At 63.4% G+C, this 14,441-nt stretch carries 9 protein-coding genes; 7 read left to right on the top strand and 2 right to left on the bottom strand.

Annotated features, from left to right (window positions below):
- Positions 1–14 precede the first annotated feature (14 nt).
- Positions 15–647 (top strand): ATP-dependent Clp protease proteolytic subunit, encoded by a 633-nt coding sequence (locus C8J33_RS06255; RefSeq protein ID WP_092933239.1) that lies wholly within the window; start codon positions 15–17, stop codon positions 645–647.
- Between the two features lie 295 nt (positions 648–942).
- A complete protein-coding gene (gene clpX / locus C8J33_RS06250; RefSeq protein ID WP_110726354.1) occupies positions 943–2,220 on the top strand; it encodes an ATP-dependent Clp protease ATP-binding subunit ClpX in 1,278 nt (425 codons plus the stop codon).
- A 501-nt stretch (positions 2,221–2,721) separates the two neighbouring features.
- Here clpX and C8J33_RS06245 read toward each other — a convergent pair.
- Complete coding sequence (locus tag C8J33_RS06245) at positions 2,722–3,009, bottom strand: GIY-YIG nuclease family protein (RefSeq protein ID WP_110799565.1); 288 nt, start codon at positions 3,007–3,009, stop codon at positions 2,722–2,724.
- A 368-nt stretch (positions 3,010–3,377) separates the two neighbouring features.
- Between C8J33_RS06245 and lon the strand changes: the two genes are divergently transcribed.
- The 3 genes from lon (at position 3,378) to C8J33_RS06230 (ending at position 8,834) form a co-directional block, all read left to right on the top strand.
- Positions 3,378–5,798, top strand: a complete 2,421-nt coding sequence (lon, locus tag C8J33_RS06240) for an endopeptidase La (protein WP_245507071.1) — start codon at positions 3,378–3,380, stop codon at positions 5,796–5,798.
- A 276-nt stretch (positions 5,799–6,074) separates the two neighbouring features.
- The gene (gene hupB / locus C8J33_RS06235) at positions 6,075–6,350 is read left to right on the top strand and encodes a DNA-binding protein HupB (protein ID WP_110726353.1); all 276 of its coding nucleotides are present in this window, start codon (positions 6,075–6,077) and stop codon (positions 6,348–6,350) included.
- A 291-nt stretch (positions 6,351–6,641) separates the two neighbouring features.
- Positions 6,642–8,834: an esterase-like activity of phytase family protein gene (locus tag C8J33_RS06230; protein WP_132663458.1), complete on the top strand. Its 2,193-nt coding sequence runs from the start codon at positions 6,642–6,644 to the stop codon at positions 8,832–8,834.
- Between the two features lie 119 nt (positions 8,835–8,953).
- Here C8J33_RS06230 and C8J33_RS06225 read toward each other — a convergent pair whose 3' ends face one another.
- Positions 8,954–9,433: a MarR family winged helix-turn-helix transcriptional regulator gene (locus C8J33_RS06225; protein ID WP_110726351.1), complete on the bottom strand. Its 480-nt coding sequence runs from the start codon at positions 9,431–9,433 to the stop codon at positions 8,954–8,956.
- Between the two features lie 228 nt (positions 9,434–9,661).
- Between C8J33_RS06225 and C8J33_RS06220 the strand changes: the two genes are divergently transcribed.
- Entirely contained in the window at positions 9,662–10,936 is a 1,275-nt protein-coding gene (locus C8J33_RS06220) for a metallophosphoesterase family protein (protein ID WP_132663457.1), read from the top strand.
- Entirely contained in the window at positions 10,936–14,415 is a 3,480-nt protein-coding gene (locus tag C8J33_RS06215; RefSeq protein ID WP_132663456.1) for an AAA family ATPase, read from the top strand. Before C8J33_RS06220 ends, C8J33_RS06215 begins: the two co-directional genes overlap by 1 nt.
- Positions 14,416–14,441: the final 26 nt, after the last annotated feature.

Genomic DNA, 14,441 nt, shown 5'->3' with positions numbered 1-14,441 from the left:
GACGAAGGGCTGACATGACAAATCCCGTTGATACCGCTATGGCGCTCGTGCCGATGGTCGTCGAGCAGACCAACCGTGGCGAACGCTCCTACGACATTTTTTCGCGCCTCCTGAAGGAGCGCATCATCTTCCTCACCGGCCCTGTGGAAGATCATATGGCAACGCTGGTCTGCGCCCAGCTTCTCTTCCTCGAGGCTGAAAACCCGAAGAAGGAAATCGCGATCTACATCAACTCGCCGGGCGGCGTGGTGACGGCCGGCATGGCCATCTACGATACGATGCAGTTCATCAAGCCGGCCGTATCGACGCTCTGCGTCGGTCAGGCGGCGTCCATGGGCTCGCTGCTTCTGGCCGCTGGCCACAAGGACATGCGCTTCTCCACGCCGAACGCCCGTATCATGGTGCACCAGCCCTCCGGCGGGTTCCAGGGTCAGGCCTCCGACATCGAGCGTCATGCCCGCGACATCCTGAAGATGAAGCGCCGCCTGAACGAGGTGTACGTCAAGCATTGCGGACGGACCTATGAGGAGGTTGAACAGACGCTTGATCGTGACCACTTTATGACCTCTGATGAGGCCCTCGCTTGGGGCGTGATCGACAAGGTCATCACCTCTCGCGAGGCGATGGAAGCAGCCGTCGAAAGTTGATCATGGCTTTTGTGTCGCAAATGATGCATTTGTGACACAATTGTAACTTTCAAGGGTCTTTATCCCGAGACCAAAGCCGTTACTATCGACCGTTAATGCTATGTTGAGTTCTCGCAATCTAGCATCCGGTTTTTCGGTGGGAGATAAGTTGCCGCCGGTGCGCGCGAAAGCGCCGCCGGTTCGTACTCCCGGAAGCAAAGCACATTGACGCCGAACGGCGCGACAGTCTGCGGAGCGGTTTGAGTGGTTCGTTGCGTCCCGCAGGGGACGCGCGGCGTGCTGGAAGGAAAGTGAAATGAGCAAAGTCAGCGGCAGCAGCGGCGGTGACTCCAAGAATACCCTTTATTGTTCCTTCTGCGGCAAGAGCCAGCACGAAGTCCGGAAGCTGATTGCCGGACCGACCGTTTTCATCTGCGATGAATGCGTCGAACTGTGCATGGATATCATCCGCGAGGAGAACAAGACCTCGATGGTGAAATCCCGCGATGGCGTTCCCACGCCGCAGGAAATCATCAAGGTTCTCGACGAATACGTGATCGGCCAGCAGCAGGCCAAGCGCATTCTGTCGGTCGCCGTCCACAACCATTACAAGCGCCTGGCGCATTCGGCCAAGGGCAGCGACATCGAGCTGGCCAAGTCGAACATCATGCTCGTCGGCCCCACCGGCTGCGGCAAGACCTATCTCGCCCAGACGCTGGCCCGCATCATCGACGTGCCCTTCACCATGGCCGATGCGACGACGTTGACCGAAGCCGGTTATGTCGGCGAGGATGTCGAAAACATCATCCTGAAGCTGCTTCAGTCGGCCGACTACAATGTCGAGCGCGCCCAGCGCGGCATCGTCTATATCGACGAAGTCGACAAGATCTCGCGCAAGTCCGACAATCCCTCGATCACCAGGGACGTTTCGGGCGAAGGCGTGCAGCAGGCACTTCTGAAGATCATGGAAGGCACGGTCGCCTCCGTTCCCCCGCAGGGTGGACGCAAGCATCCGCAGCAGGAATTCCTGCAGGTTGACACGACCAATATCCTGTTCATCTGCGGCGGCGCCTTCGCCGGCCTCGACAAGATCATCTCCGCCCGTGGCGAGAAGACGTCGATCGGCTTCGGTGCATCGGTCAAGTCCCCGGAAGACCGTCGTGTCGGCGAAGTCCTACGCGAGTTGGAGCCGGAAGATCTGGTGAAGTTCGGCCTCATTCCCGAATTCATCGGCCGTCTGCCCGTGCTGGCGACGCTTGAGGACCTCGACGAATACGCGCTGATCCAGATCCTGTCTGAACCGAAGAACGCCCTGATCAAGCAGTATCAGCGCCTGTTCGAGATGGAAGACGTGGAACTGACCTTCCACGAAGACGCGCTGCGCGAGATCGCCAAGCGCGCTATCATCCGCAAGACCGGCGCCCGCGGCCTTCGCTCGATCATGGAGAAGATCCTGCTCGACACGATGTTCGAACTGCCGACGCTCGAAGGCGTCCGCGAAGTCGTCATCTCCGACGAAGTCGTCAAAGGCTCCGCCCGCCCGCTCTACATCTACTCGGAGCGCACGGACGAGAAGGCCAACGTTTCGGCCTGATGTGATTTGGAGAATGAAGGAAGGGGGCCCGCAGCGATGCGGGCCCTTTTTCGTTGATTGGAAGGATGTGGGCGGGACTTGCGGCTACGGCGGGCACAGGCAGGAAAATCTGCGAGATAGCGAAGCATACCTCGTCACTGCTTCTCTATCTGTAGCCAATTCTGTGCGGCAAAGAGTTCCTTCATCTCAAGACTTGAGATGGCTAGATTCCGGCTCAAGGCCGGAATGACGGAGGATGGTGAGCCGGATGCGAATGAGGTGGCGCGAACTTTGCCCGTGGTGACCGGATTTCCTTCTCATCTCTTCGCATCAAGCAACGCCTCCTATTCTTTCAGTCTCCCAACCCATTGCCTTGACCAGCGCAAGTGCCTTCACCGCTGCTACGGCTAGCATCCTCAATTCCGTTTCTGTGACCGATATCCTGACCTCCGTCTTTCCGGCCTTGAGCCGGAACCCAGCGACCTGATGTCCATCAGGTCAAGGACTCCGCTCGCCCAACCCCTAAAGCAGCCAAGCCGAGATATCCTCCCACTCTGGATTGACAGCCTCGATCAACGCGATCTTCCAGCGGCGAGGCCATGCCTTGATGGTCTTCTCGCGGCGGATTGCGTCGGTGACGAGCGGATGCGTTTCGAACCAAACGAGTGTTTTTACGCCGTATCGCGTGGTGAAGCCGGGCGTGAGTTCGTTTTGGTGTTCGAAGAGGCGACGCGAAAGATCGCTGGTCATGCCAAGGTAGAGCGTGCCGTTGCGCTTGGATGCCAGCAGATACACATAACCTTCCCGCATCGAAGGGCGACCTTGTTCGTGAGATGTCTCCTTCCTTTCATCATCGCACAGCGAAATGCTCTTCCAAAGCCGTCATCCACCCCCTCATTCCGCCATTGCTAAATCACCCCGGCAGCGCGATGATATGACGGTTTCGTGTCTTGGGGCCGGTGGTTCGAATCATGGGGCTTGTGGTTGCGCGGCAAGGTCCGCGACAGTCACGTAGCCTCTACTGTGCGATACGCTTCGATTGCCGTTGGGTCAGGCCGTCGAAGGGTTGAAAACGGGTCTCGCAACCTCCACTTCTGACAGTGGAAAAAGTGATGACCGGAAGCACCCTTGACGTGCTTCGGGTAACGCTCCCGGAAACGGGACGGAAAGGAAATGACATGACGAACAAAACGTCTCCGGCAGCCGAGAGCGGGACCTTCCCAGTCCTTCCCCTGCGTGACATCGTGGTGTTCCCCCATATGATCGTGCCCCTCTTCGTGGGTCGCGAAAAGTCGATCCGTGCCTTGGAAGAGGTCATGGGTACCGATAAGCAGATCATGCTTGCGACCCAGATCAACGCCGGCGACGACGATCCGGAGCCCTCTGCGATCTACCAGATCGGCACCATCGCCAACGTTCTGCAACTGCTGAAGCTGCCCGACGGCACCGTGAAGGTGCTGGTCGAAGGTCGTTCGCGCGCGGAAATCGACGGCTATACGCGCCGTGAGGAATTCTACGAGGCGATGGCGCATCCGCTGGCAGAGCCTGCCGAGGACCCGGTCGAGATCGAGGCGCTGTCGCGTTCGGTCGTTTCCGAGTTCGAGAGCTACGTGAAGCTCAACAAGAAGATTTCGCCCGAGGTCGTCGGTGCCGCCAGCCAGATCGAGGACTACTCGAAGCTGGCCGATACCGTCGCGTCGCACCTTTCCATCAAGATCGTCGAAAAGCAGGAAATGCTGGAAACGACGAGCGTGAAGGGACGTCTGGAAAAGGCGCTCGGCTTCATGGAAGGCGAGATCTCGGTTCTCCAGGTCGAGAAGCGCATCCGCTCGCGCGTGAAGCGCCAGATGGAGAAGACCCAGCGCGAATACTATCTGAACGAACAGATGAAGGCGATCCAGAAGGAGCTCGGCGACGGCGAGGAAGGCCGCGACGAGATGGCCGAACTGGAAGACAAGATCAACAAGGCCAAGCTCTCCAAGGAAGCGCGGGAAAAAGCCGACGCCGAGATGAAGAAGCTGCGCCAGATGAGCCCGATGTCGGCGGAAGCCACTGTCGTGCGCAACTATCTGGACTGGCTGACGGGCATTCCGTGGAACAAGAAGTCGAAGGTCAAGACTGACCTCAATGCCGCCGAAAAGGTGCTTGAGCTCGATCACTTCGGCCTCGACAAGGTCAAGGAACGCATCGTCGAATATCTGGCCGTTCAGGCGCGTTCGCAGAAGATCAAGGGTCCGATCCTGTGCCTCGTCGGTCCTCCGGGCGTCGGCAAGACCTCGCTCGCCCGCTCGATCGCCAAGGCCACTGGCCGCGAATACATCCGCATGGCACTGGGCGGCGTTCGTGACGAGGCCGAGATCCGCGGCCATCGCCGCACCTATATCGGTTCGATGCCCGGCAAGGTCATCCAGTCGATGAAGAAGGCGAAGAAGTCCAACCCGCTCTTCCTGCTCGATGAAATCGACAAGATGGGCCAGGATTTCCGCGGTGATCCGTCGTCGGCCCTGCTCGAGGTGCTCGATCCGGAACAGAACGCAACGTTCATGGACCACTATCTGGAGGTCGAATACGACCTCTCGAACGTGATGTTCATCACGACGGCGAACACGCTGAACATTCCGGCGCCTCTGATGGACCGCATGGAAGTCATCCGTATCGCCGGCTACACGGAAGAGGAAAAGCTGGAGATCGCCAAGCGGCACCTGCTGCCGAAGGCCATCGCCGACCACGCCCTGAAGCCCGCCGAATTCTCGGTGACGGACGGTGCGCTGATGGCGGTGATCCAGACCTACACCCGCGAGGCGGGCGTCCGCTCCTTCGAGCGCGAGCTGATGAAGCTCGCCCGCAAGGCGGTCACCGAAATCCTCAAGGGCAAGGCCACCAGCATCCAGGTGACGGCCGAGAACATCAACGACTATCTGGGCGTTCCGCGCTTCCGCCATGGCGAAGCCGAGCGCACGGACCAGGTGGGCGTGGTCACGGGTCTGGCCTGGACCGAGGTCGGCGGCGAACTGCTGACGATTGAAGGCGTGATGATGCCCGGCAAGGGCCGCATGACGGTGACGGGTAACCTGAAGGACGTGATGAAGGAATCGATTTCGGCGGCGGCCTCCTATGTCCGCTCGCGTGCCATCGACTTCGGCATCGAGCCGCCGCGTTTCGACACGAGCGACATCCACGTCCACGTTCCCGAAGGGGCGACCCCGAAGGACGGTCCGTCGGCCGGCGTGGCGATGGCAACGGCCATCGTCTCGATCATGACGGGCATTCCGGTCGACAAGAATGTGGCCATGACGGGTGAAATCACCCTGCGCGGCCGGGTTCTGCCCATCGGCGGTCTGAAGGAAAAACTGCTCGCGGCGCTCCGCGGCGGGATCAAGAAGGTGCTTATTCCGGAAGAAAACGCCAAGGATCTGGCGGAGATTCCGGACAATGTGAAGAACAACATGGAGATCATCCCGGTGTCGATGGTCGGCGATGTTCTGAAGCACGCTCTGGTCCGCATGCCGGAAGCCATCGAATGGGATCCGTCAAAGAACGTCACGCCGGTGAAAGTCGCGGCCGATACGGACGAAACGACGACGGGCTTCGCCCATTGATCAGGCCTTCCGGGAGGGCGGTAACACCGCTTTCCCGGAGACGCGTCAACAGGCGGCGGGACTGATTCTCGGGCCTGATGAGGGTGTCCTCGCACCGTTGTTCATCGCTTAAACAGTGGAAGACCGGCCCTTGAGCCGGTCTTTTTTCGTAAAATGCACCGCAAAGCCTTGCATTTCCGGGCATTCGGCGCGATTGGGTTGCCAAGGCGACCGCTGCGACGATGGCGCGGCCGCCCGAAAACAAGTCGTTTCGGACCAAGTTGAAAGGGTGGAAACATGAACAAGAATGAGCTCGTATCGGCTGTTGCCGAAAAGGCCGGCATCACGAATAAAGAGGCAGCTACGTCTGTCGAAGCATTGTTCGACGTGATCCAGGGTGAACTGAAGAACGGCGGCGACGTTCGCCTCGTCGGCTTCGGCAATTTCACCGTGAGCCGCCGCGAAGCCTCCAAGGGCCGCAACCCCTCCACCGGCGCGGAAGTCGATATCCCTGCTCGCAACGTTCCGAAGTTTGCGGCCGGCAAGGGCCTCAAGGACGCTGTGAACTCCTAAGGCATATCCGGACGAAGCGGCTCGCTTCGCCTTGCCATAGTCACGGCCGAGCGCCGCGCATCCCTTTTGGGGATGCCGACTGGCTGCTCGATCACCATAAAGCGCTGCGGCGCAAGAGGGGACGGCTCACGCCGCGCTCCTCACCTTCAGGCCCGGGTTTTCCCGGGCCTTTTTCGTCTCTGTCATTCCTCTGTCATGCGGGCGCTTCACAAACTCCTTAATTGTGCCGCGCGCGTCGATGCAAGCGGCCACGCGGCCCGAACTGCCGTTTGAACGCCGAGGGGATGTCTCATGAAAACCGTATCCGTCACCGCCGCACTCGCGGCCCTGCTTGCGACCTCGGCTGCTGGCAGTGCTTCTGCCGAGCCTGTCTTCAACCGCATCTCGTCCTTCGCCGTCGCGGACAATCTGCCGGCAGCCATCGACCGCAAGACCGTGACGTCGGCCGAGATCGTCACCGCGACGGATGACGGCAACACGCTGATCTATTCCGACAGCCCGCTGAAGGCGATCGGCTTCATCGACATCACGGATGCCGCGGCGCCTAAGGCCGGTGGCATCGTCTCCTTCGACGGTGAGCCGACATCGGTCACGGTGGCCGGCACCAAGGCACTCGTCGCCGTCAACACGAGCCCCGACCGCGCCAACCCGTCGGGCATGCTCGCCGCCGTCGATATCGCGGGCCGTACGGTCACGTCGAGTTGCGAACTCGGCGGCCAGCCCGATTCGGTCGCAGTCAACAAGGATCGGACGCACGCGGCTATCGCCATCGAGAACGAGCGCGACGAGAAGGTGAACGATGGAGCGCTGCCGCAGATGCCGGCCGGCGACCTCGTCATCGTAAAGCTCAACGACGGCGTGCCGGACTGCGCCACGATCCGCCACGTCTCACTGACGGGTCTCGCTGCTGTCGGGGGAGACGATCCGGAACCGGAATTCGTGTCCTTCAACGGCAAGGATCAGATCGCGCTGACCCTGCAGGAGAACAACCATATCGTCATTCTCGACGGCCGCTCGGGCGCGGTCGTCTCGCATTTCTCGGCCGGAACGGTGGATCTCGACAAGGTCGACACCAAGCGCGACGGCAAGCTTTCCTTCACCGGATCGCTGAAGGGCGTACCCCGGGAACCGGACGCCGTGAAGTGGCTGGATGACGAGCGACTGGTCGTGGCGAACGAGGGCGACTGGAAGGGCGGCTCGCGCAGCTTCACCATCTTCGACACCAGCGGCAAGGTGCTCTACGAGGCCGGTGCAAGCTTCGAACATGCCGCCGCCGCCATCGGGCACTATCCCGAGAAGCGCTCTGCTGCCAAGGGCATCGAGCCGGAGGGTCTGGAAGCTGCGACGTTCGGGCAAGACCGGCTGTTCTTCGTGCTGGCCGAGCGCGCCTCGCTCGTTGGCGTCTACAAGGATACGGGTGCCGAGCCGCAACTGCTGCAGCTTCTGCCCTCGGGTATCTCGCCGGAAGGCGGCGTCGCAATTCCCGCTCGCAATCTGCTGGTGACCGCCAACGAGGCCGATCTGGTCGAGGACGGTGCGGCGCGCTCGCATGTGATGATCTACGAGCGCAAGGAGGGCAAGCCGGCCTATCCGCAGATCCGCTCCGTGGAGAAGGACGGCGTACCGATCGGCTTCGGCGCCCTGTCGGGCCTATCGGTTGTTCCAGGCCAGCCCGGCAAGCTCTATGCGGTCAGCGACTCGGTCTATGGCGCCGAACCGCGCATCTTCACCATCGACACCACCAAGAGCCCGGCTGAGATCACCGACGCCCTGACAGTCACCCGCGATGGCGCCCCGGCGCAGAAGCTCGATATCGAGGGGATCGTCGCGACAGGCGATGGCTTCTGGCTCGCCTCCGAAGGCAATTCCGACAAGCTGGTGCCGCACGCGCTTTATCAGGTGAATGCCAAGGGCCAAATCAAGAAGGAGATCGCACTGCCGGAAGTTCTGCGCGCGGGCGAGACCCGCTTCGGCTTCGAGGGCATCACGGTGACGGGTAAGGGCGACGACACGACTCTGTGGATGGCCGTGCAGCGCGAATGGAAGGACGACGAGAAGGGCTTCGTCAAGCTCGTCTCCTACAAGCCGAAGTCCGAGGAATGGGGCGCCGTGCGCTATCCGCTGGAAAAGAAGGGTGAGGGCTGGGTCGGCCTCTCCGAGATCACCGTTCACGGCGACTATGCCTATGTCATCGAGCGCGACAACCTCGTCGGCCAGGCGGCCAAGCTAAAGAAGATCTATCGCGTGGCGCTGACCGAGCTGAAGCCCGCCAAGCTCGGTGGCGCGCTGCCCGTCGTCGCCAAGGAAGAGTTCCGCGATCTGCTTCCGGACCTGAAGACGCTGAACGGCTATGTTCTCGACAAGGTCGAGGGCTTCGCGGTCGATGAAACCGGCACCGGCTTCGTCGTCACCGACAATGACGGCGTGGACGACAGCTCGGGCGAGACGATGTTCTGGAGCATCGGCAAGATCGACGCGATGTAACGAGAGGTGTCCCGGCAACGCCGGGGTCTACGACGTCGGGCCTGCGTGCAGCAGGTCCGACTTCCAAGGGCCAGTCTTCGGATTCAGGGCCGGTGAGATAGGATGCCTGTCGGCTGCTCTCAGGCTTCTGCGGCCGCTGCCGGCCGGACGGCCTCTTCCTGCTCGCGCCGCTCGCGGATCTCGTCGGTGCGGCGGACAAGCTTGCTGACGATCTCATGCAACTGGTCGAGCTGTTCGTCATCGAGCGCCGAGAAGATTTCCTCGATCAGCTGCTTGCGCGGGTGCTCGGCAGCCTCCAGCGCGATGCGCCCGACATCGGTGATCGAAACGATCTTCGCACGGCGATCCTCGGGGTCCGGCTGACGCGCCACGAGCTTGTCGCGCTCCAGCCCGTCGATCGCCTCGGTGACGGTGCGCGGTGCGAAATTGAGTGCACAGGCTATATCCGTCGAGCGGCAGGGGCCGAGCTTGTTCAGGAAGAATAGGAATTTGCTGCGGGCCAGCGACACGCCTTCTTCCGTCATCGACTGGTTGATGAGCCGATGAACGCGGTGATAGAGCTCGAACAGCTTGTCGGAGACGTCGAAGGTCGTTTTCATAGATTGGAGATGGACGTTCTGAGGGCCCATGTCAAATCCCTTCACGGGGATGTCAAGGCAGGTCGCTCGAAACCCGGCGGCGGTGTCGGAAGCGCCACAGACATTGGGACAGGGCTCGCTTGGTCGGTTCCGCGTTGACCCTGTCATAGCTGCACGACGCCGTGGAAAGACGGGGCCGCCCAGGCCGAAACGATTGACGTCGATGTATCGGCGGGCCCATGGTCGGGCATGGCTTTCCGCTTCGTTCACACCGCAGACCTTCACCTCGATTCTCCTCTCCGCAGTCTAGCGCTTCGCAACGGCGAGCTCGCCGAGCATGTCCGCGGCGCGACCCGTGCCGCGCTGACGGCCATCGTCGATCTTTGTATCGCGGAGGCGGTCGATGCGCTGCTGATCGCGGGCGATCTCTATGACGGGTCGCAGACCTCGATGAACACGGCGCTGTTCCTGATGAGCGAGATGCGCCGGCTGGAGGCCGCCGGGGTGCGCGTCTTCGTCATTCGCGGCAATCACGACAACCAGTCAGTCATCCGCCGCGAGCTGACCTTTCCGGACAACGTGCATGTGTTCTCCAACCGCACGAAATCGGTAAAAGCGGCGACGCTGCCGGATGGCCGCGCCGTCTACATTCACGGCATCGGCTTTGACCAGCCGCACGCGCCGGACAGTCTCCTACCGTCCTTCCCGGGTCCGCAGGCAGACAGCATCAATATCGGCATGCTGCATACGAGCCTTGCCGGCGCGCCGGGGCACGATCTCTACGCGCCCTGCAGCGTGGCGGAGCTTGCCGCACATGGCTTCGATTACTGGGCGCTTGGCCATGTCCATCATCGCCTCGTGCACAGCGAAGCGCCGCTGATCGTCATGCCCGGCATGCCGCAGGGCAGGGATATCAACGAAGCGGGCGCGAAGAGCGTGACGCTGGTGACCATCGAGGCCGCCGGGGAGATCCACCATGCCGAGCGCCGGATCGGCGGCGCCGTGTTCGAGCGGGCGACGATCGACCTCACAGGCACTACGGAATGGCGCGAGCTTCTGGCCCGCATCAGCGACGATCTCGCGCGCCGCGTGGCGGCGGCCGGCGCCGAACAGTTGATCCTGCGCCTGCACCTGACAGGCGCCACGCCGCTCGCCTTCCGCCTCAAGCGCGATCCGACCTTTCTGATGGATGAGGTGACGGGCCTTGCCAATGCCTTGCCGGGCTGTTGGGTGGAGAAGATCGAGATCGACTGCCATGCGCCGGAGACGGTCGCGGGGCCGGACCCCGGTCTCGATCCCGCCGCCGAACTCTCGGCGCTGATCCATAGCGATGTGCTCGCCTCGCACGGGTTCCGCCAGCAGGCGGCCGATCTGATGGCAGAGCTTCTGGGCCAGCTGCCGCGCGAGCTGCGGGAAACCTTCGGAACGGACGAGGCGACCGTTGCAGCGCTTCTGGCCGATATCGCCCGCGACGGCAGCGACGAGGTGCTCGCGCATGTGCGGGCCGGCGAGGGAGGTCACTGATGCGTCTTTCCGCACTCGATCTCGTCCGTTACGGCAAATTCACCGGCAAGCAGCTCGATTTCGGCACGGCCCGGCCGGGCAAGCCGGATCTGCATCTGGTCTACGGCCCGAACGAGGCGGGCAAATCGACGCTGTTCTCCGCCGTTCTAGACCTGTTCTTCGGCATCGAGGGCCGCAGCACCTATAATTTCCTGCATCCGTACCCCGCGATGCGCATCGGCGCGACGGTTGTAACGGGTGGTCGCAGCCAGTCCCTGTTCCGCGTCAAGCGCCAGCAGAACACGCTGATCGACGTCAACGATCAGCCGCTGCCGGAAGGGCTGCTGGCCAACGCCTTCGGCACGGTGGACCGCGCCACCTACCAGCTGATGTTCTCGCTCGACGACGACAGCATCGAAAAGGGCGGCGAGAGCATCCTTCGGAGCGAAGGCGAGCTTGGGTCTCTGCTGTTTTCGGCCAGTTCGGGCCTGCCGGACCTGACCGGTGTCATGGCCGACCTCAAGGGCCGCACGGATGCCTTCTATCGCCCGCAGGCGCGGAAACACCGGCTGGCGGAGTTGAAGGCCGAGCTGGATGCGCTGAAGGACGAGCGCGCCGCCATTGATGTCAGCCAGCGCGAATACACGGCGCTGCGCAAGACGCGGGATCTGGCGACGGAGCGGCACGCAGCGGCGCTTGCCGCCCGCGCCGGGCTGCGCGTCCAGTGGGACGGGGCGAAGGCGAAGCTAGACGGCCTGCCGCTCCTTCTGCGGCTGCGGGCGCTGCGCAGCGAGCTGGCGACGCTGAGCGACCTGCCGGACCCGCCTTCTGTCTGGCACCAGATGTTGCCCGAGTTGATGCGGGCGGAAACCGAAATCGGCACGCGCCTGACGCAGATCGCGGCGGACATCGCCCGCCGCACGCAGGAGCGCGACCTGCTTGCGCGCGACGAGGCCGTGCTCGCGCTGCGCGCCGACCTGCATCAACTGGAAAGCTCGGGGCTGGAAGCCCGCTACCGGACGGCAGCGCAGGACATGCCCTCCCGCACGCAGGAGAGGGCGGCGGTTTCCGCCGATCTCGCCGCGCGGCTGTTGCAACTCGGCAGGACGGCTGATGAGGACCCCGCGGCGCTGCTCATTCCGGCAGCGACCATCGGCAAGCTGCGAGCGCTCGCCGAGACGCATGCACGCCTGACCGAGCGGCAGGAAGCGGCCCGTCGGGAGCGTGCATCGACCGAGGCCGCCCATCGCGAGGCGCTGGAGCGTGCCGAGACGCTTGGCGATAAGACGGCAGATCAAGCCCCTGCGATGTCGACGACGGGCGATCCGCAGGCGCTGTCCGACCTGCTGCGCGCTCTGCGACGCGAGGATTTTCCGCTGCGGCAGAAGGCGGCGCGCGAGGAGCTGGCTCGGCTGGAGGATCTTCTGGCCGACCAGCTGGCAGCCCTGCCGGGCCGACACGATGCCGAGAGCCTCGCGCTCGCGCCTGTCCCGGTGGACGGCGATCTGGCCGACTGGTCGTTCAAGACCGAGACGTCGAGCGAGCGCCTGCGCCGGCTCGACGAGCGCCGCGCGGAGATCGCGCTGCAATTGGCCACCGCACAAGCCGAGCGCGATACGCTGCTGGTGCAGGCGGAGTTTGCCGATGATGCGCGGGTTGGGGCGCTGCGCCTTGCGCGCGATGCAGCCTGGCGAGCGCATCGGGATACGCTGACGCCGGACACGGCCGACCACTTCGCAAGCGCGCTCGACAAGGACGACCAGGCGAGCGCCCTGCGGCTGACCCAGACCGAACACATCGCCCGCAGCCGCGCTCTGGCGGTGACGATCGCCGACCTGAAGGCGCGACAAACGGCGTACGACCAGCAACGCACGGAACTGCTCACGGAGCGCAGCACGCTCGATGCCGCCATTGCCACAGCGGCGGCGGCCTGCAATCTCCCGGCAGACCTGTCGCTGGCGCGGCTGGAGGACTGGCTGCAACGCCGGCTGAAGGCGCTGGAAACGCGCGCCGCCTTGCGTGCCATGCGCCAGAAACTCGCCCAGGCGGATGCCGACGAGGTGCGTGCCATGGGCCGGCTGGCCGCAGCGTTCGGGGATGGGACCTCGCTGCCGCACGATTTCGAGACCGCACTGGCCTTTGGCGAGCGCGTGTTGACGGCAGCGCAGGCCGAGGCGGCCGAGGGGCGCACGCTTCTGGAAAACCTGAAGCGGATGGAAGCGGCGCTCGCATCGCGGCGTGTTGATGCGGATGCGGCCGATGCCGCGATGGCGGCATGGGCGGACAGTTGGAGGGAGTGCCTCGCTGGCCTCTGGCTTGCGCCTGACGGCGCAGTGCCGGGCCCGGCCGAAGTGATGCCGACGCTGGCGGTGCTTGCCGAGATCGATCGTCTCGTGCAGCGCCGCAGCGATTTCGACCACCGTATCCAGGCTATGGGCCGCGATCAGACCGCGTTCGCAACCGTCATCGCCAGCTGCTGCGCGCAGCTGGATCTGACAATGGGCGACGATCCGCTGGCGATCTTCACAGCCCTGCAACAGCGGGTCGCGAGCGCCGAGCATGTGGAGACGTTGTTCGACCGTCTGTCGCAGGAACTGGAGGAGCGCGAACGCGAGGCGCAGGCACTGGCCGAGGCCCGAGAGCGGCACGAGGCCGGCAAACGCGATATGCTCGCCTTCTTCGGCTGCACGGAACTCGGCGATGTCGCAGCCCACCTGGAGACGGCAAAGACCCGGACGCGGCTGCGCGAACGCATCGCGGAAACCGAGGCCGACCTTGCCGCACGACTACGCGTCGGCACAGCGGAGGAGGCCGAGATGGTTCTCGTCGCGCTGGACGAGGATGGACTTCGCCAAGAGGCGGCCGAACTGGCAGCGCGCCACGACGAGGCCGACCGAATGGTGCAGGACCGCCATGCCGAACTGCGCGACGCCGAGCGCGGGCTGGAGAAGGCCGCAGGCGACGACGCGGCCGCCCATATCGAGGAGCGCCGGCGCACGGTGCTTGCCGATATCGAGGAACAGGCGCTCGCCTATCTCCGGCTGCGCTCCGGCCTGCTCGCCGCCGACATGGCCCTGCGCCTCTACCGGGAGCGCCATCGCAGCGCGATGATGCAGCGGGCGTCCACGGCCTTCGCCACCATCAGCGGTGGGGAATATGAGGGGCTTTCGACCGAGATGGAGAAAGGGGCGGAGTTCCTTTTGGTCCGCTCCGCTTCGGGCGCGACGAAGCTTGCGAAGGACCTGTCGAAAGGCACGCGCTTCCAGCTTTACCTTGCGCTGCGCATGGCCGGCTTCCACGAGATCAGCGCCCAGCGCGAGGCCTTGCCCTTCATCGCCGACGATATCATGGAGACCTTCGACGACGCCCGCGCCTTCCACGCCTTCCGTCTGATGGCGGATATGGCGGGTGTCGGCCAGGTCATCTACCTGACCCATCACGAACACCTCTGCGAGATCGCCAGCAGGGCCTGCCTCGATGTGGTGTTGCACCGGCTTTGAGGACATACGGACGCCGGCGGCCGGTC

Source organism: Rhizobium sp. PP-CC-3G-465 (assembly GCF_004343445.1).
Classification (GTDB): domain Bacteria; phylum Pseudomonadota; class Alphaproteobacteria; order Rhizobiales; family Rhizobiaceae; genus Ferranicluibacter; species Ferranicluibacter rubi.
This window is presented reverse-complemented; position numbering and strand designations above follow the sequence as displayed.

What these genes read in the sequence shown, in the direction of transcription:
- C8J33_RS06245 (WP_110799565.1), bottom strand. Translation starts at nt 3,009, where the DNA reads ATGCGGGAAGGTTATGTGTATCTGCTGGCATCCAAGCGCAACGGCACG.
- C8J33_RS06255 (WP_092933239.1), top strand. Translation starts at nt 15, where the DNA reads ATGACAAATCCCGTTGATACCGCTATGGCGCTCGTGCCGATGGTCGTC.
- hupB (WP_110726353.1), top strand. Translation starts at nt 6,075, where the DNA reads ATGAACAAGAATGAGCTCGTATCGGCTGTTGCCGAAAAGGCCGGCATC.
- C8J33_RS06220 (WP_132663457.1), top strand. Translation starts at nt 9,662, where the DNA reads ATGGCTTTCCGCTTCGTTCACACCGCAGACCTTCACCTCGATTCTCCT.
- C8J33_RS06225 (WP_110726351.1), bottom strand. Translation starts at nt 9,433, where the DNA reads ATGAAAACGACCTTCGACGTCTCCGACAAGCTGTTCGAGCTCTATCAC.
- lon (WP_245507071.1), top strand. Translation starts at nt 3,378, where the DNA reads ATGACGAACAAAACGTCTCCGGCAGCCGAGAGCGGGACCTTCCCAGTC.
- C8J33_RS06215 (WP_132663456.1), top strand. Translation starts at nt 10,936, where the DNA reads ATGCGTCTTTCCGCACTCGATCTCGTCCGTTACGGCAAATTCACCGGC.
- C8J33_RS06230 (WP_132663458.1), top strand. Translation starts at nt 6,642, where the DNA reads ATGAAAACCGTATCCGTCACCGCCGCACTCGCGGCCCTGCTTGCGACC.
- clpX (WP_110726354.1), top strand. Translation starts at nt 943, where the DNA reads ATGAGCAAAGTCAGCGGCAGCAGCGGCGGTGACTCCAAGAATACCCTT.